Genomic DNA, 13,992 nt, shown 5'->3' with positions numbered 1-13,992 from the left:
GGCTGTCCCTGGTGACCAGCATAGGTGGCCGCAGGCAGGGGGACAGTTTTTGCTGAATCGTTTCACCTATTGAGACTGGCACGTTACCCGATAATGCGTGATCCTTGGAAGCCTCCAGTTGTCAGTCAGCAGTGCCGGGGTATGCGTTGAAACTCAGTGATATCGCCCGTCTGGCCGGGGTCTCGGTGACCACGGCCAGCTACGTCATCAACGGCAAGGCCGTGCAGCGGCGCATCAGCGCGGCCACCGTGGAGCGCGTGCGCGCGGTGATCGAGGCCCACGGCTACCACCCCGACCAGCAGGCCGCCAGCCTGCGCCGCGGGCAGACGCGCACCCTCGGCTTCATCCTCCCGGACCTGGAGAACCCCAGCTACGCCCGCATCGCCAAGCTGCTCGAACAGGGCGCCCGCGCCCGAGGCTACCAGTTGCTGATCGCCTGCTCCGACGACGAGCCGGAAAGCGAACGCCAGGCCCTGAACCTGTTCCGCGCGCGGCGCTGCGACGCCCTGGTGGTAGCCAGCTGCCTGCCGGCCGACGACGACAGCCACCAACTGCTGCTGGACAAGGGCGTGCCGGTGATCGCCATCGACCGCCAGTTGGACCCGCAGCGCTTCTGCTCGGTGGTCAGCGACGACCGCGACGCCGCCCAGCGCCTCACCGCCACCCTGCTGGCGCCCGCCCCGCGGCACGTTGCCCTGATCGGGGCGCGGCCGGAGCTGATCATCAGCCAGGAGCGCAGCGCCGGTTTCGAACAGGCCCTGCGGGGCTTTCGCGGCGAGCGCTTCATCGAACAGGGCGCCAGCTTCAGCCGCGAGTGCGGCCGCCAGTTGATGGAGGGTCTGCTGCAGCGCCTGGGCTACCTGCCGGACGCGCTGATCACCACCTCCTACGTGCTGCTGGAGGGCGTCTTCGACGTGTTCCAGGCGCTGCCCGGCGGCTGGCCGCGCGACCTGCGCCTGGGCACCTTCGGCGACACCCAGCTGCTCGACTTCGTGCCGCTGAAGGTCAACGCCATCTCCCAGCAGCACGCGCTGATCGCCGCCCGCGCCCTGGAACTGGCCCTGGAGGCCGTGGAGCAGGAGCGCTACCGGCCCGGCGTGCACCCCATCCCGCGCACCCTCAAGCTGCGCGCCGGGTGACCGCCATGCGCCTGGTCGACACCCACAATCACATCGACTTCCCGGACTTCGACGCCGACCGCCCGGCGCTGCTGCAACGCTGCGCCGAACTGGGCGTGGAGCGCCAGGTGCTGCTGGGGGTGTTCCGCGAGAACTGGGAGCGGGTGCTGCAGTTGGCCGAGCGGAACGACGCGCTCTACGCCGCCCTGGGCCTGCACCCGATCTACCTGGCGCAGCACCGCCCCGAACACCTGCGCGACCTGCGCGAGCAGCTGCAGCGCCTGGTCGGCCACCCGAAGCTGTGCGCGGTGGGCGAGATCGGCCTGGACTACTACATCGAGGAACTGGACCGGGAGGCGCAGCAGGCACTGTTCGAGGAACAGCTGCGCATCGCCATCGACTTCGAACTGCCGGTGCTGCTCCACGTGCGCCGCGCCCACGCCGCGATGATCGCCACCCTCAAGCGCTTCCGCCCGCCGCGCCGCGGCATCGTCCACGCCTTCGCCGGCAGCCGCGAGGAAGCCCGCGAGTACATCAGGCTGGGTTTCCGCCTGGGCCTGGGCGGCGCGCCCACCTGGCCGCAGGCCAACCGCCTGCGCAAGACAGTGGCGGAGCTGCCGTTGGATTCGATCGTGCTGGAAACCGACGCCCCGGACATGGCCCCGGCGATGTTCCCCGGCCAGCGCAACAGCCCGGCGCACCTGCCGGCGATCTGCGAGGCGCTGGCGGAGTTGCGGGGGGTGAGCTCGGAGGAACTGGCGGAGGCTAGTACGCGGAATGCCAGGGAGGTGTTTGGCTGGACGTAGGGCGTACAACCGTTCGCGGTTGTACGCCGTTACACCGAGGCCCTAGCCAACGCCCAGGTCAACCCCTGAGCCGCCGGGAATCAAGGCCAGACGGCGGATAACGCCGTAGGCGTTATGCGCCCTACACCAGACCCACCCATAACGTAGGGCGCATAACCGTTCGCGGTTATCCGCCGATACACCGGAGCCACAGCCAGCGCCAAGGTCAACCCCGGAGCCGCCGAGGGGCGAGGCCAAACGGCGGATAACGCCGTAGGCGTTATGCGCCCTACGCTCCCGGCAACATCCTTTTCACCGACAACCCGGCACCCGCGAGATGGGGAAGCGTCCTTGCGCTCGCGCGGGGGCCGGGCTGCTGGCGAAAACCCCTTAGACCCTGAAGGCGCCGATCAGCCGCTTCAGCTCCACCACCTGCCCGGACAGCTCGCGGCTGGCGCGCTCGGTCTCGTTGGCGCCCAGGGCGGTGCGTTCGCCGGCCTGGTTGATCTGCACGATGTTCTGGTCGATGTCGTGGGCCACCGTGGTCTGCTGCTCGGCGGCGGCGGCGATCTGCTGGTTCTGGTCGACGATCATGCCGACCGCGCCGAGGATGTTGTCCAGCGCCTGCTGCACCTGCGCCGACTGGCTCACGGTGCCGTCGGCGGTCTGGTGGCTGCTGCCCATGGCCTTGACCGCCGCGCCCACGCCGTTCTGCAGGCGCGCGATCATCTGCTCGATCTCCTCGGTGGACTGCTGGGTGCGCTTGGCCAGGGTGCGCACCTCGTCGGCCACCACCGCGAAGCCCCTGCCCTGCTCGCCGGCCCGCGCCGCCTCGATGGCGGCGTTGAGCGCCAGCAGGTTGGTCTGCTCGGCGATGCCCTTGATCACGTCCAGCACACGGCTGATGGAGGCGCTGTCGGCGGCCAGCTGGTTGATCACTTCCACCGACTGGTCGATCTCCGCGGCCAGGCGCTGGATGCTGCCGACCTGGGATTCCACCAGGTCGCGGCCGCTGACCGTCTCCTGGTTCACGCTCTGCGCGCTGCCCACGGCGGCGGCGGCGCTGCGCGCCACTTCCTGGGCCGTGGCGGCCATCTGGTTCATCGCCGTGGCCACCTGCTCGATCTGGTCGCGCTGGCCGGCCACCGCCTGGTTGCTCTGCGCCGAGACCACTTCCACGCGGCCGGTCTGCCGCTCCACCTCGGCCACGGTGCGGCCGACCTGCTCGATCAGGTCGTGCACCCGGCGCACCGTCTCGTTGAAGGCCTGGCCCAGCTCGCCCAGTTCGTCGCGGCTCTGCGCCTGGTAGTTGACCGTCATGTCGCCGGCGGCGACGCGCTCCATCATCGCGCCCAAGCTCTTGAGCGTGGAGCGGGTGGAGACGTAGAAGCCGCCATAGAGGTAGACGATGGCGAGGAACACCACCAGCAGCGCCACCACCAGCAGGACCATCTGCGCCTGCTTGCCGGTCAGGCGCTGCTGCAGTTGGCCGTCGAGGTAGCCGAGCACCTTGTCGTCGAGCTGGTAGGTCTTGTCCATGGCCTGGCTGAACTGCTCGTAGAACTGCGCCCAGGGCATGTCGAGGGCGTCGGCCATCACCACCTTGTCCTCGACCAGCTTGCCCAGGCTCTTGAGCGTCTCGCGGCTGGCCGCGGCGTCGCCGGCCAGCGCCTGCTGCGCCGCGCCGCTGGCGCCGAGCACTTCCTGCAGCTTCAGGGCATATTCGGCGTGGAGCTTCTCCAGGTCCTGCAGCAGGTCGTCGAGCTTGCTGCTGGTGGAGGAATTGAGGAACCCCTGGCCCAGCGCCGCGGTGCCCAGCACGCGGCCGCGGCTGATGGTCTCGGTGACCGCCGGGGTGACGCTGCTGATCAGCTCGGCCATCTGCCGCACTTCGGCGCTGTCGTCCTGGCTCAGGCCGGACTGCGCGGCCAGCAGCTTGTTGAAGATCTGCACGTTGCTCAGCAGGTGCGTGGCCATGCCGGCCTTGCTCTGCATCGAGCCCTCGGCCTCCACGGCCTTGAGGGCGGCGACCAGCTCGTCGCGCTTGGCGGTGAAGGCCGCCACCTGCTCGCTGTCCCGCGCCACCGGCTGCAGGGCCGCGACCGCGGTGCGCAGGCGCTGCTGCAACTGGGCGATGCGGCTGTCCAGGTCGCCGGTGCCACGGCTCTGGCCGATGCCGATGTTGATCTGCAGGAGGTCGTTGTAGGCCTCGACGTCGCGGCGGACCTGCATGCCCGAGGCGATCAGCTGCAGGCTCTGCAGCTCGGCGCGAGTGCTGACGAACTGGCGGTAGGAATCACGCACCAGGTAGAAGTTGGTCACCAGCATCGGCAGGAAGAAAAGCACGCTGATGAGGCTGAACTTCATGCCGAAGCTCAGGCGGTTCATCAGTGCGATAGCTGGATAGAGCACGGTCTTCACGTAAGACGTCTCCTGTTCCCGTTGTTGTTCTTGTGTGGGACGGCCGGTGCGGGGCGCCGGGCCCGCGCATGGCGCAGGCCCCCTGTGTACCCCATATCGGCGGGACGTTCTGTAACTTAAGGTTAAAACGCCATCAGTGGCGACGTGCGGTACTCAAAGGAACAGGGCGCACAGGGCGAAAGCCGCGTACCAGAAGACCGCCGCCCGTACCAGCAACTGCCAGAGCGCATCCAGGCTGGCGACCCCGGCCGGGCCGGGCGTGGCATCGCACAGGTCCTCGCCGACGCAGGCGGCCTGGGCCAGCAGGCGGGCCGCCGGGACGTCCCAGGCCAGCAGGTGGTGCAGCAGCACCCGGGCCACGGCGGCGAAGTTGCCGACGAAGGCGAAACTCAGCGCCAGGGCCCGCGCCGGCAGCCAGTCGAAGGCATGGCGCAGCAGCGCGGCCCGCTCGCCGAGCCCCGAGGCCCGGCCCAGGTGCACCTCGGTCAGCGACAGCAGCCGGTAGGCCAGGGCCGCCGCCGGGCCCAGCAGGGCATACCAGAAGATCACCGCGAAGAAGCCCTGGAAGGCCTGCCACACCAGCATGCCCTGGACCTGGGCGAACAGCTCGGCATCGGAATCGGCCTGCACGCCCAGGTCGCGCTCGGCGACGTGGTAGGCGCCCTGCAGGTCCTCGCGGCGCCAGGCGTCGCGGAACGGCCCCATGGCCTGGTGCACGTCGCCGCGGCCCAGGCTCCAGACCAGCACCAGCAGGTGCACCGGCAACGCCAGCAGGCCGTAGGCCAGCGGCTGCAGCAGCGTCAGCACCAGCGCCAGCGCCAGCAGGGGCCCGAGCAGGGCCACCAGCAGCGCCAGCCAGGGCCGCGCCGCCACGGCCGGCAGCCCCTGCACCAGGCCCAGCCAGGCGAGCCAGGCGCCATCCTTCTGCAGGCGCGCGCGCCAGCCGGAGAACTTCTCTACCAGCAGGGCCAGCAGCAGTACCAGGAAACTCATGTCGACTCCTTGGAAAGAGCGGCGAGGAAACGTTGCCAGTCGAAAGCCGGGCCCGGGTCGGTCTTGCGCCCCGGGGCGATGTCGCTGTGGCCCTGTATGCGCTCAGGGGTAATGGCTGGATAGGCCCGCAGCAGTTGCCGGCCCAGCTTCGCCAGGGCGGCATATTGCGCATCGCTGTAGGGCTCATCGTCGGTGCCTTCCAGCTCGATGCCGATGGAGAAGTCGTTGCAGTTTTCCCGCCCGTCGAAGCGCGACACGCCGGCATGCCAGGCGCGGTCGTTGCAGGAGACGAACTGGAACACGCTGCCATCGCGCTCGATGAGGAAGTGCGCGGACACCGTCATTTGCGCGATGTCGGCGAAATAGGGGTGCTCGTCGGCATCCAGGCGGTTCTGGAAGAAGCACTGCACCTTGCCGGTACCGAACTGCCCCGGCGGCAGGCTGATGTTGTGGATCACCAGCAGGGAGACCACCTCCCCCTCCGGGCGGGCATTGAAATTGGGCGAAGGACAGTGGCTGACGCCCTGGCACCAGCCGCTGCGGGGATCGAACTGCATAGGGGCTCCTTGATTGGGCCCACTCTAAAGCAGCTTGCGGCGGAAGAGAACGATTGGGGTTGTTGTGCGGCTGTCAGCTCATTGCGGTTCTGCAGCCCACCGCGATGCATGGCCTTCCGTAGGGCGGATAACCGTTCGCGGTTATCCGCCGTTGACCGGAGCACTGGTGTCCGACACGGCGGATAACGCCGTAGGCGTTATGCGCCCTACGGCCTGCGGGCGAATCGCGGACGGAGTCCGCTCCTACAGGTCACTGTGAGGCAGGGCGTTTCCGCTGTGCAGGAGCGGACTTTGTCCGCGATAACCGGAGGTATCGGCGCGATTCGCGGATGAGATCCTACGGGTTGCATCAACACTGCGCCCATGTAGGAGCGCGCTGCGCGCGATTCGCGGGCAGGGCCCGCTCCTACAGTTTGCTGTGAGGCAGGGTGTTTCCGCTGTGCAGGAGCGGACTTTGTCCGCGATAACCGGAGGTATCGGCGCGATTCGCGGATGAGATCCGCTCCTACGGGTTGCCCCGACACCGCATCCATGTAGGAGCGCGCCCTGCGCGCGATTCGCGGGCAGGGCCCGCTCCTACAGTTTGCTGTGAGGCAGGGCGTTTCCGCTGTGCAGGAGCGGACTTTGTCCGCGATAACCAGAGGTATCGGCGCGATTCGCGGATGAGATCCGCTCCTACGGGTTGCATCAACACTGCGCCCATGTAGGAGCGCGCCCTGCGCGCGATTCGCGGGCAGGGCCCGCTCCTACAGTTTGTTGCGAGGCATGGTGTTTCTGCTGCGCAGGAGCCTTGTCCGCGATAGATGAGGGTACCGGGAGCGCGGAGCGTGCTCCCTGGGGAGGAAGGCTCAGGCGTTCTTCAACCGCCGCAGATTGCCGATCACCGACTCCAGCGCGCGGTCGAACAGCAGGGCGTCGTCCAGCAGGCGCACCGCGTTGCGGCGGAACTCCACGGCCAGGCCCATGCGGGTCTTCTCCAGCACCTTCATGCCGGTACGGTTGACGAAGATGTAGCGGCCGGTCGGCTTGATCACCGCGGCCAGCTTGCAGCGCAGCTTGTGCTCGGCATCCTCGTGGATTTCCACCCAGCTGCCCACGCGCAGCTCGTCGACCTTGCGCAGCGACTCGTCATCGTCCGCCAGCAACTCTTCCGGCTCTGGCGCACGTTCTTCGTCAGGCGTTGCCAGGACGATTTCTTCCACCACCGCGACCATCTCCGGCTGGCCGCCGGCCTGCGCCGCGGGCGCCTCGACGGGTTCGTCGAGCAGCGGGATGCCGTCCAGCAGGTCGTCGTCGGCCGCCGCTTCCTGCGCCTGCTTGAAGCGCTGGAAGGCTTGCACGTGCAGGCTCTCCAGGCGGCTGAAGAACTCGCCGGTGGAGAACGGATCGAAGGCCGCGCTGGTCAGGCCCTCGCGCAATGATTTGAGCAGTTGCGGGACCATTTCCAGCAGGCGCGTGCGGGACTCCGGGTCCTCGTGGGGCTCGACGCTCCAGATCAGGTCGTCCATGGTCGCCACGGCGTCGCGCCAGGGTTGCGAATCGCTGCCGTGCTTCAGGCAGGTCAGCAGCAGGACCTTGCTCCAGGCCTCGCGCAGCAGGCGCACCACCACCTCGGGCAGGGTACGGCCGAACAGCCGCTGGTTGAGCACCAGCGCCACCTCGCGCCGGGCCGCGTCGGCGCGGGCGCGGCCTTCCTCGGCGTCGCGGGTGCGCTGCTCGAGCAGTTCGCTGCGGCGACGCTCGTCGCCGGTGTAGGCGATGAAGTCCTCCAGCAGCACGCCGAAGATCGCCGTGTCGTCGACAAAGTCGTTCAGCAGGCGCATCACCACCTGCTCGATCTTCTGGTACAGGCTGTCGCGCTGCAGGTCGGTCTGTTCCGCCCAGCCGAGCGCCGCCGAGGCGATCTCGTTGAGCAGGCGCCGGGCGGGATGGTTGCCGCGGCTGAAGAAGGTCTTGTCCAGCACCGCGACCTTGAGCATCGGGATCTGCATGCGGCCGATCAGGGCCTTGAGCGAATCCGGCAGGTTGCGGTCGTCGAGGATGAACTCGAAGAGCATGGACACCAGGTTGATGACGTCCTCGTCGACCTGCCCCACCACCCGCGAGCGCCCGCTCTTGTGGCTGACGCGGTTGAGCAGGTGGTCCAGGTGGTGGCGCACGTCCACCTCGTCCATGCCCTGGGCCGGCAGGTGGTCCTGCAGGTGCGAGAGCAGGCGCATCAGGTCGTTGCTGGAAATCGGCACCGCGTCGGCGGGCACCTGGCGGCGCGCGGCCAGGCTGCCGCGGACCTGGGACATCAACTCCTGCAGCGCGCCGAAGGCTTCCTGGCTCTCGGCATCCAGGTAGGCGCCGGAAGCGGCGGCCTGGGCGGCGGCACCGGCGTAGCCGGCGCTGGCCGGGGCCTCGGCGGCGGGACGGGGCGCGCGGCGCGCGGGGGCGGACTTCAGCTCGGGCAGCACGCCATGGGCGACGAGGATCTCGTTGGCCTCGGCATAGAGTTGCTCGAGCTCGGAAAGGACGTACTTCTCGAACAGCTTGAGGACGATCAGCTTGACCTTGATCTCCACGCCCAGGCCGCGGCAGGCCTCGAGGAAGGCCTCGCACAGCGGGCGCGGGCCGAGCGGGTTGGTCTTGTCCTCGACCTTGTTGCTGACCAGGGTGTTCAGGCGCGTGGTCAGGTGGCCCAGGGCCAGGCCGTCGCGGCTGAGCACCTTGCCGACCATGGCGTCCATCGCCACGGTCTCTTCCAGCTCGTCGTTCTGTACCAGCGACAGGTTGTCGAAGGAGACGGCGTCCAGCTGGGGCGCCTTGCCGATCTGGTACTGGTTGAGGTTGGCGAAGCCCTCGAAGAACTTCTGCACGAAGCCGCGCTCGATGCCCTTGCGCTTCAGGCGCAGGTCGCGCATGGCCTCGAAGAAGGCGCTCTGCTCGGCGTTGCTGGTGGCACGGTCGGCCATCTCGAAGAGGGTGTCGTCGGCATTGTCGAACAGCACTTGCAGGGCCTGGCGCAGCTGGACCGAAGCCTTGTCACGGACGTTGACCAGCGCCGCGGGCAGGCGCCCGGGGATAGCAGTCGGCGACTGGCCCTGGGCCGCCTTGTTCAGCGGCACTACGTTCGCGTCGTTCTGCATCGCAAGTCTCCTGCCGACGGGCCTGCCAGGGCTTCGACGGCAATGTTCGGGGGAGCGTTGTCCGTAACGTCAATCAGATGGCGTCAAAAATAAGAATCATCTCATTCATTATAGAGAACCCCCGATTACAACCAAGAGCCTTCAAGGGCATTCTTGATGAAATTCACACAAGAACAGCCACCGTTCGTCCGACTCCCGGCGGCCACCGCGGATGCACACGGCCGCCGCCGCGCCCCGTATAATCCCGCCACCGCGAATCAGGAGCCCGCCATGCCGAACCTCACCCTTGCCGACCTCACCGGGGAAATCCAGGCCAACGTCCGCGCCGCCCTGGCCGAAGACATCGGCAGCGGCGACATCACCGCGCAGCTGATCCCCGCCGAACGCGAGGCCCAGGCCCGCGTCATCACCCGCGAGGACGCCACCGTGGCCGGCTGCGCCTGGGTCGACGAAGTCTTCCGGCAGATCGACCCGCGCGTGCAGGTGCAATGGCAGGTGCGCGACGGCGAGCGGGTCAGCGCCGACCAGACGCTGTTCAGCCTGCAGGGCCCGGCCCGCGCCCTGCTCAGCGGCGAGCGCAGCGCCTTGAACTTCTTCCAGCTGCTCTCCGGCACCGCCACCCGCGCCCGCCACTATGCGGACCTGGTGGAAGGCACCGGCGTCAAGCTGCTGGACACCCGCAAGACCCTGCCCGGCCTGCGCCTGGCGCAGAAGTACGCGATCACCTGCGGCGGCTGCCACAACCACCGCATCGGCCTGTACGACGCCTTCCTGATCAAGGAAAACCACATCGCCGCCTGCGGCGGCATCGCCCAGGCCATCGCCGAGGCCCGGCGCATCGCCCCGGGCAAGCCGGTGGAGATCGAGGTGGAGGACCTGGACGAACTGAACCAGGCCCTGGCCGCCGGCGCCGACATCATCATGCTCGACGAGCTGAGCCTGGAGGACATGCGCACCGCCGTGCGGGTGACCGCCGGCCGCGCCAGGCTGGAGGCCTCCGGCGGGATCGACGAGAGCACCCTGCGCGGCATCGCCGAGACCGGCGTGGACTACATCTCCATCGGCACCCTGACCAAGGACGTCAAGGCGCTGGACCTGTCCATGCGGCTGAGCCTGTAACGGCGCCGCGGGTCAGATCAGTTCCACCAGTCCGACGGCCACCAGGAAGGGGAACGGCATTGCGGGTTTGGCATGAGAACCCACAATGCCGTTCCCAGCAAAGCCACAAGCGGGCCCTGCCCGCGATTTCGCGCGCAGGGCGCGCTCCTACAAGGGAATGGCGTGGGTGGGGCAGCGTAGGAGCGGATCTCATCCGCGAATCGCGCCGATATGCCCGGTCATCGCGGACAAGGTCCTACGGGGGAGGAATACCGTGCTTCCCGGCTACCTGTAGGAGCGGGCCCTGCCCGCGATTCGCGCGCAGGGGCGCCCTCCTACAAGGGAATGGTGCGAGTGGGGCGGCGTAGGCGACCCAGGGCTTTGCCTTTCCAGCAGGTTCCGTATACGTTACATGACACATGCCTTGTCACGTATTCAGAACATGGACTATTCCCTCATTTCAACCCGCCTGGGTGAGCAGATTCGACAAAGGCGCCTGAATCGCGGGCTGACCCAGGCCAAGCTTGCTTCCATGGCCGGGCTCACCCGACAAAAGATCATCGCCGCCGAGAAAGGCAGCCTGTCGGTCGCCATGATGGCCTATGCCCGCATCCTCGGCGCCCTGGACTGCGAGTTCGCGCTCGTACCGGCAGCGAGACCTACGCTGGAGGAAATCCAGGGAGTGTTCGACTGATGCCGGTGACGCTGAAGGTTTCAACGCCAGAAGGTCCGAGCGGAAGGCTTTTCAGTAGCGCAGATGACTACCTGTTTCGCTATCAGGAAGGGACGGATGCGCGCGCCGCGGTCAGCCTGCTCATGCCTGTGCGCCAGGAAGAGTATCGCCATCGCGAGCTGCACCCGATTTTCCAGATGAACCTGCCCGAAGGCTATGTCCTGGAACAACTGCGCAACCGCCTGGCCAAGCGGCCATTGCCAAGGCCATCCGGCTGTTCTGTCCTCCCGAGCATGTGCCGGCCTCCCTGGAACAGTTTTTTGGCATAGTGTCCCTGAGCTGCATCGTCGGCAATGGCGACGCACACCTGAAGAATTTCGGCCTGCTCTATTCGGATCCGACACAAGGCGACGCGCGGCTGGCGCCGGCCTATGACATCGTCAATACCACTGCCTATATCCCGGAGGACGTGCTTGCCCTGGACCTTGCCGGCAACAAGTCGCTGTTCGCGTCGAGGCAAGGGCTTCTGGACCTTGCCAGGGTATGTGATGTGGCCCGGCCGGCCGAAGTCATATGCGCGCAACTGCAAGCGGTGGAAAAAGTGCTGGCGCGCCACCCCGGGCTCTGCGAGCAAGCGCCCCGGGTGGTGGCCGCCATCCGGCACAGCGCCGAACCCTTCGCCAGGACCTTCGGCTAGGCCCGGCGCATCTGCGGTTGGGCCTGTAACGGCGCGGCGGGTCAGATCAGCTCCACCAGGCCGATACGCTCGTCTTCCAGGCTCCTTTTCAATTGCTCTGCCGAATTTGGGCGATCGCTTGGTTCGAACTGCTGCCCTTCTTCAGAAAGGGCAACATGCGCCGGGAAAGATTCTCGTCCAGCAGCAGCTTCATACCGCCTCGATCCTGGCCGAATGTTTCATGTGAGCTGCCGCGAAGGCCAGGCAAGCGAGAATGTCTTCACGCTCGAGCTCCGGGTAGTCAGCGATGATTTCTTCCGGGCTCATTCCGGCGGCCAGCCAGCTCAGGACATCCTCCACGGTTATCCGCAGCCCGCGCACACAGGGTTTACCGCCACGCTTGCCGGGCTCCAGAGTAATCCTCGATTCATCCGCCATGGCTCTGTCTCGACTTACTGTTCGTTCGATGATTCGGGAGCCATCCGAATCCCCTTCGCTTGCGCCTCAGCCGTGGTGCTGCAGGTACTCGCTCAGCGCCTGCCGGGTGAGGTCGTTCAGGCTCATGTGCTGCCGGTTGGCTGCCAGGCTCGCTGCCAGATGCAAGTCATGGCCGACCCGCACGTTGAACGATCCCTTGCAAGGCACTTCCGGCTCCTGCCCCTGCGCCTGGCATGTGGCCAGGTAGTCCTCCACCGCCTCGCGGAAAGCGGCCTGCAGTTCGGCCACCGTCTCGCCTTCGTAGTTGACCAGCGCGCGGATGAAGAGCAGCTTGCCGAACAGGCAGTTGTCCTCGGTGCTGGCTTCGATGGAGCCGTAATAGCCCCGGTATTGCAACAGGTTGTTCACGGAATCAGTCCCCCCGCCTTGAGGTGCTCGATGATCTGGCGCCGGACATAGGCTTTCAGCTCGTTGCCCGGGTGCGGCTTGTGAAGGTTGATCAACGCCTGCGGGTCGCCGTTGTCGAACTTGACCCGGCTCCCGCTGCCCTCCAACTGCCTGTAGCCCAGCCAACGCAGCAGTGTCACAAGCTCCTGCCAGGTAAAGCTGGTGCTTTCGTTGAGTAGCTTGGCCAGCAGTTTCTCGTTCCTGGACATGGAGCCTCCTTCATGCAACTAAAAATAGTTGCATGTCATTTGATCGTCAACAGTCCTCTATCCCAGGGACATGCTTGCCCCGGACCTTGCCAAGATATGTGATGTGGCCCGGCCGGCCGAAGTCATACGCGCTCAACTGCATGCGGTGGAAAAGAGTGCTGGCGAGCCCCAAGTGGTGGCCGCCATCCGGCACAGCGCCGAACCCTTCGCCAGGACCTTCGGCTAGGCCCGGCGCGCGGCGGCATCCAGCTCGGAAGCCAGGACGATGCGGTCGCGCCCCAGCCCCTTCGCCTCGTACAGCGCCTGATCCGCCCGGCGCAGCCACTCGGTGGCGTCGGGCATGGCCGGATCGAAGCCGGCGATGCCGATGCTCAGGCTGACGCGCAATTCCGGCACCCGCTCCCAGGCCTCCCCGGCCAACTCGCGGGACAGCCGCGCCAGCACCTCCCGCGCCGCCTCCGGCTGCAGCCCCGGCAACAGCACGCAGAACTCATCGCCGCCGTAGCGCCCGGCCAGGTCCTCGGCCCGCAGATGGCTGCGCATGAACTCGCTGAGGCGACGCAGCACCAGGTCGCCGATCACGTGTCCGTGGCTATCGTTGGTGGCCTTGAAGTGATCGACGTCGATCAATGCCAGCGAAGCCTGCTGCTGCGCCTGCCGGCAGTGCTCGAACTCCTGCTGCAGGCGCTCCTTCCAGTAGCCGCGGTTGAACAGCTGGGTCAGGCTGTCGGTACGGCTCAGGTCGCGCAGCGCCTTCTTGTGCCGCGACAGCTGGATGGCCAGGCGGTAGAGCACCAGGCCGATGGTCATGGGGTGGATGACCAGCATGGGAATGCAGGCGTACAGCTCGACCTGGGAGGTGTCGGGCGAGAAACCGAAGCCCAGCACCAGGCCGGACAGCACCATGCCCAGCGACTGCAACACGAAGCCCTGGACCACGAACCGCGCCCCGCCCGCCGCCGTGTTGTTCATCGCCAGCATGGAAAGCATCATCACCGAGGGCAGCACGTTGAACTGGATGGTGGCGATCCAGAACCCGCCCATCAGCGAATCGAACAGCACGAAACGCCGCTCCAGTTCCTTGGGCCGCGACGAGCGCGAGGTGACCTGGTAGGCCATCAGGGGCCACAGGTAGCAGAACCACAGCAGCAGCCCCCACAGCCACGCCGAATACCCCTTCCCCCAGAGCACACCGGCGACACAGAAGAACCCCACGGCCAAACCCACCGCGCGCGGCAAGAGCACGCGCTGGGCATAGGAACGGCTGAACCTGGCGGACTCACTCGACTGCTTCACAGACCGCTCCCTTCCTCACCGAAAGCTTCCCTGGGCAGCGGCAGTATAGTCCGGCGCCTGATGGCCGTTCGATAGCATCCATGGGGCAGACACGACGGTTTCGGAGCCGAAAAAGCAAAAGGCCCCGCCGAAGCGGAGCCTTTGCCAGAG

The 13,992-nt window shown here is 67.0% G+C and carries 11 protein-coding genes and 3 pseudogenes; 5 read left to right on the top strand and 9 right to left on the bottom strand.

The annotated features are described in order from the left end of the window. Positions 1-146: 146 nt before the first annotated feature. Entirely contained in the window at positions 147-1,139 is a 993-nt protein-coding gene (cra, locus tag CHC02_RS05725; RefSeq protein WP_089390537.1) for a catabolite repressor/activator, read from the top strand. A gap of 5 nt (positions 1,140-1,144) precedes the next feature. After that, complete coding sequence (locus CHC02_RS05720) at positions 1,145-1,924, top strand: TatD family hydrolase (RefSeq protein ID WP_089390536.1); 780 nt, start codon at positions 1,145-1,147, stop codon at positions 1,922-1,924. 369 nt (positions 1,925-2,293) lie between these two features. Here CHC02_RS05720 and CHC02_RS30920 read toward each other — a convergent pair. The 5 genes and pseudogenes from CHC02_RS30920 to CHC02_RS05700 form a co-directional block, all read right to left on the bottom strand. Next, positions 2,294-2,866, bottom strand: a pseudogene (locus CHC02_RS30920) (methyl-accepting chemotaxis protein); the annotation flags it as partial. 285 nt (positions 2,867-3,151) lie between these two features. Beyond that, positions 3,152-3,355 (bottom strand): annotated as a pseudogene (locus tag CHC02_RS30915) (HAMP domain-containing protein); the annotation flags it as partial. Positions 3,356-4,477: 1,122 nt separating this feature from the next. Next, positions 4,478-5,317, bottom strand: a complete 840-nt coding sequence (gene ampE / locus CHC02_RS05710) for a regulatory signaling modulator protein AmpE (RefSeq protein ID WP_089390534.1) — start codon at positions 5,315-5,317, stop codon at positions 4,478-4,480. Further along, positions 5,314-5,874: a 1,6-anhydro-N-acetylmuramyl-L-alanine amidase AmpD gene (ampD, locus tag CHC02_RS05705; protein WP_089390533.1), complete on the bottom strand. Its 561-nt coding sequence runs from the start codon at positions 5,872-5,874 to the stop codon at positions 5,314-5,316. The genes ampE and ampD overlap by 4 nt, the downstream gene beginning before the upstream one ends. Positions 5,875-6,722: 848 nt before the next feature. Further along, positions 6,723-9,005, bottom strand: coding sequence for a DUF1631 domain-containing protein (locus CHC02_RS05700; RefSeq protein WP_089390532.1), 2,283 nt, complete (start codon positions 9,003-9,005; stop codon positions 6,723-6,725). A gap of 270 nt (positions 9,006-9,275) precedes the next feature. On the opposite strand from CHC02_RS05700, the gene nadC reads away from it, so the two are divergent. The 3 genes and pseudogenes from nadC to CHC02_RS05685 all read left to right on the top strand — a co-directional run bounded on the left by nadC (position 9,276) and on the right by CHC02_RS05685 (position 11,473). After that, positions 9,276-10,124 carry a carboxylating nicotinate-nucleotide diphosphorylase gene (gene nadC, locus CHC02_RS05695; RefSeq protein ID WP_089390531.1) on the top strand — a complete coding sequence of 283 codons (849 nt, stop codon included), beginning with the start codon at positions 9,276-9,278 and terminating at the stop codon, positions 10,122-10,124. 421 nt (positions 10,125-10,545) lie between these two features. Continuing rightward, the gene (locus CHC02_RS05690; RefSeq protein WP_089390530.1) at positions 10,546-10,797 is read left to right on the top strand and encodes a helix-turn-helix transcriptional regulator; all 252 of its coding nucleotides are present in this window, start codon (positions 10,546-10,548) and stop codon (positions 10,795-10,797) included. Continuing rightward, positions 10,797-11,473 (top strand): annotated as a pseudogene (locus CHC02_RS05685) (HipA domain-containing protein). Before CHC02_RS05690 ends, CHC02_RS05685 begins: the two are co-directional and overlap by 1 nt. A 189-nt stretch (positions 11,474-11,662) precedes the next feature. Here the strand turns inward: CHC02_RS05685 and CHC02_RS05680 are convergent. From CHC02_RS05680 to CHC02_RS05660, 4 genes are all read right to left on the bottom strand, one after another. Continuing rightward, positions 11,663-11,890, bottom strand: coding sequence for a DUF433 domain-containing protein (locus tag CHC02_RS05680; RefSeq protein ID WP_089390529.1), 228 nt, complete (start codon positions 11,888-11,890; stop codon positions 11,663-11,665). A 66-nt stretch (positions 11,891-11,956) separates the two neighbouring features. Next, positions 11,957-12,298, bottom strand: a complete 342-nt coding sequence (locus tag CHC02_RS05675) for a type II toxin-antitoxin system HicB family antitoxin (protein WP_089390528.1) — start codon at positions 12,296-12,298, stop codon at positions 11,957-11,959. Then, on the bottom strand, positions 12,295-12,546 hold the full coding sequence (locus CHC02_RS05670; RefSeq protein WP_089390527.1) for a type II toxin-antitoxin system HicA family toxin: 252 nt from the start codon (positions 12,544-12,546) through the stop codon (positions 12,295-12,297). The genes CHC02_RS05675 and CHC02_RS05670 overlap by 4 nt, the downstream gene beginning before the upstream one ends. A 222-nt stretch (positions 12,547-12,768) precedes the next feature. Continuing rightward, positions 12,769-13,842, bottom strand: coding sequence for a diguanylate cyclase (locus CHC02_RS05660; protein WP_089390526.1), 1,074 nt, complete (start codon positions 13,840-13,842; stop codon positions 12,769-12,771). Between the last annotated feature and the right edge of the window lie 150 nt (positions 13,843-13,992).

Source organism: Pseudomonas delhiensis (genome assembly GCF_900187975.1).
GTDB lineage: Bacteria > Pseudomonadota > Gammaproteobacteria > Pseudomonadales > Pseudomonadaceae > Pseudomonas > Pseudomonas delhiensis.
Note: the sequence above shows the minus strand (reverse complement) of the source record. Positions and strands in the feature narration are given on the sequence as shown.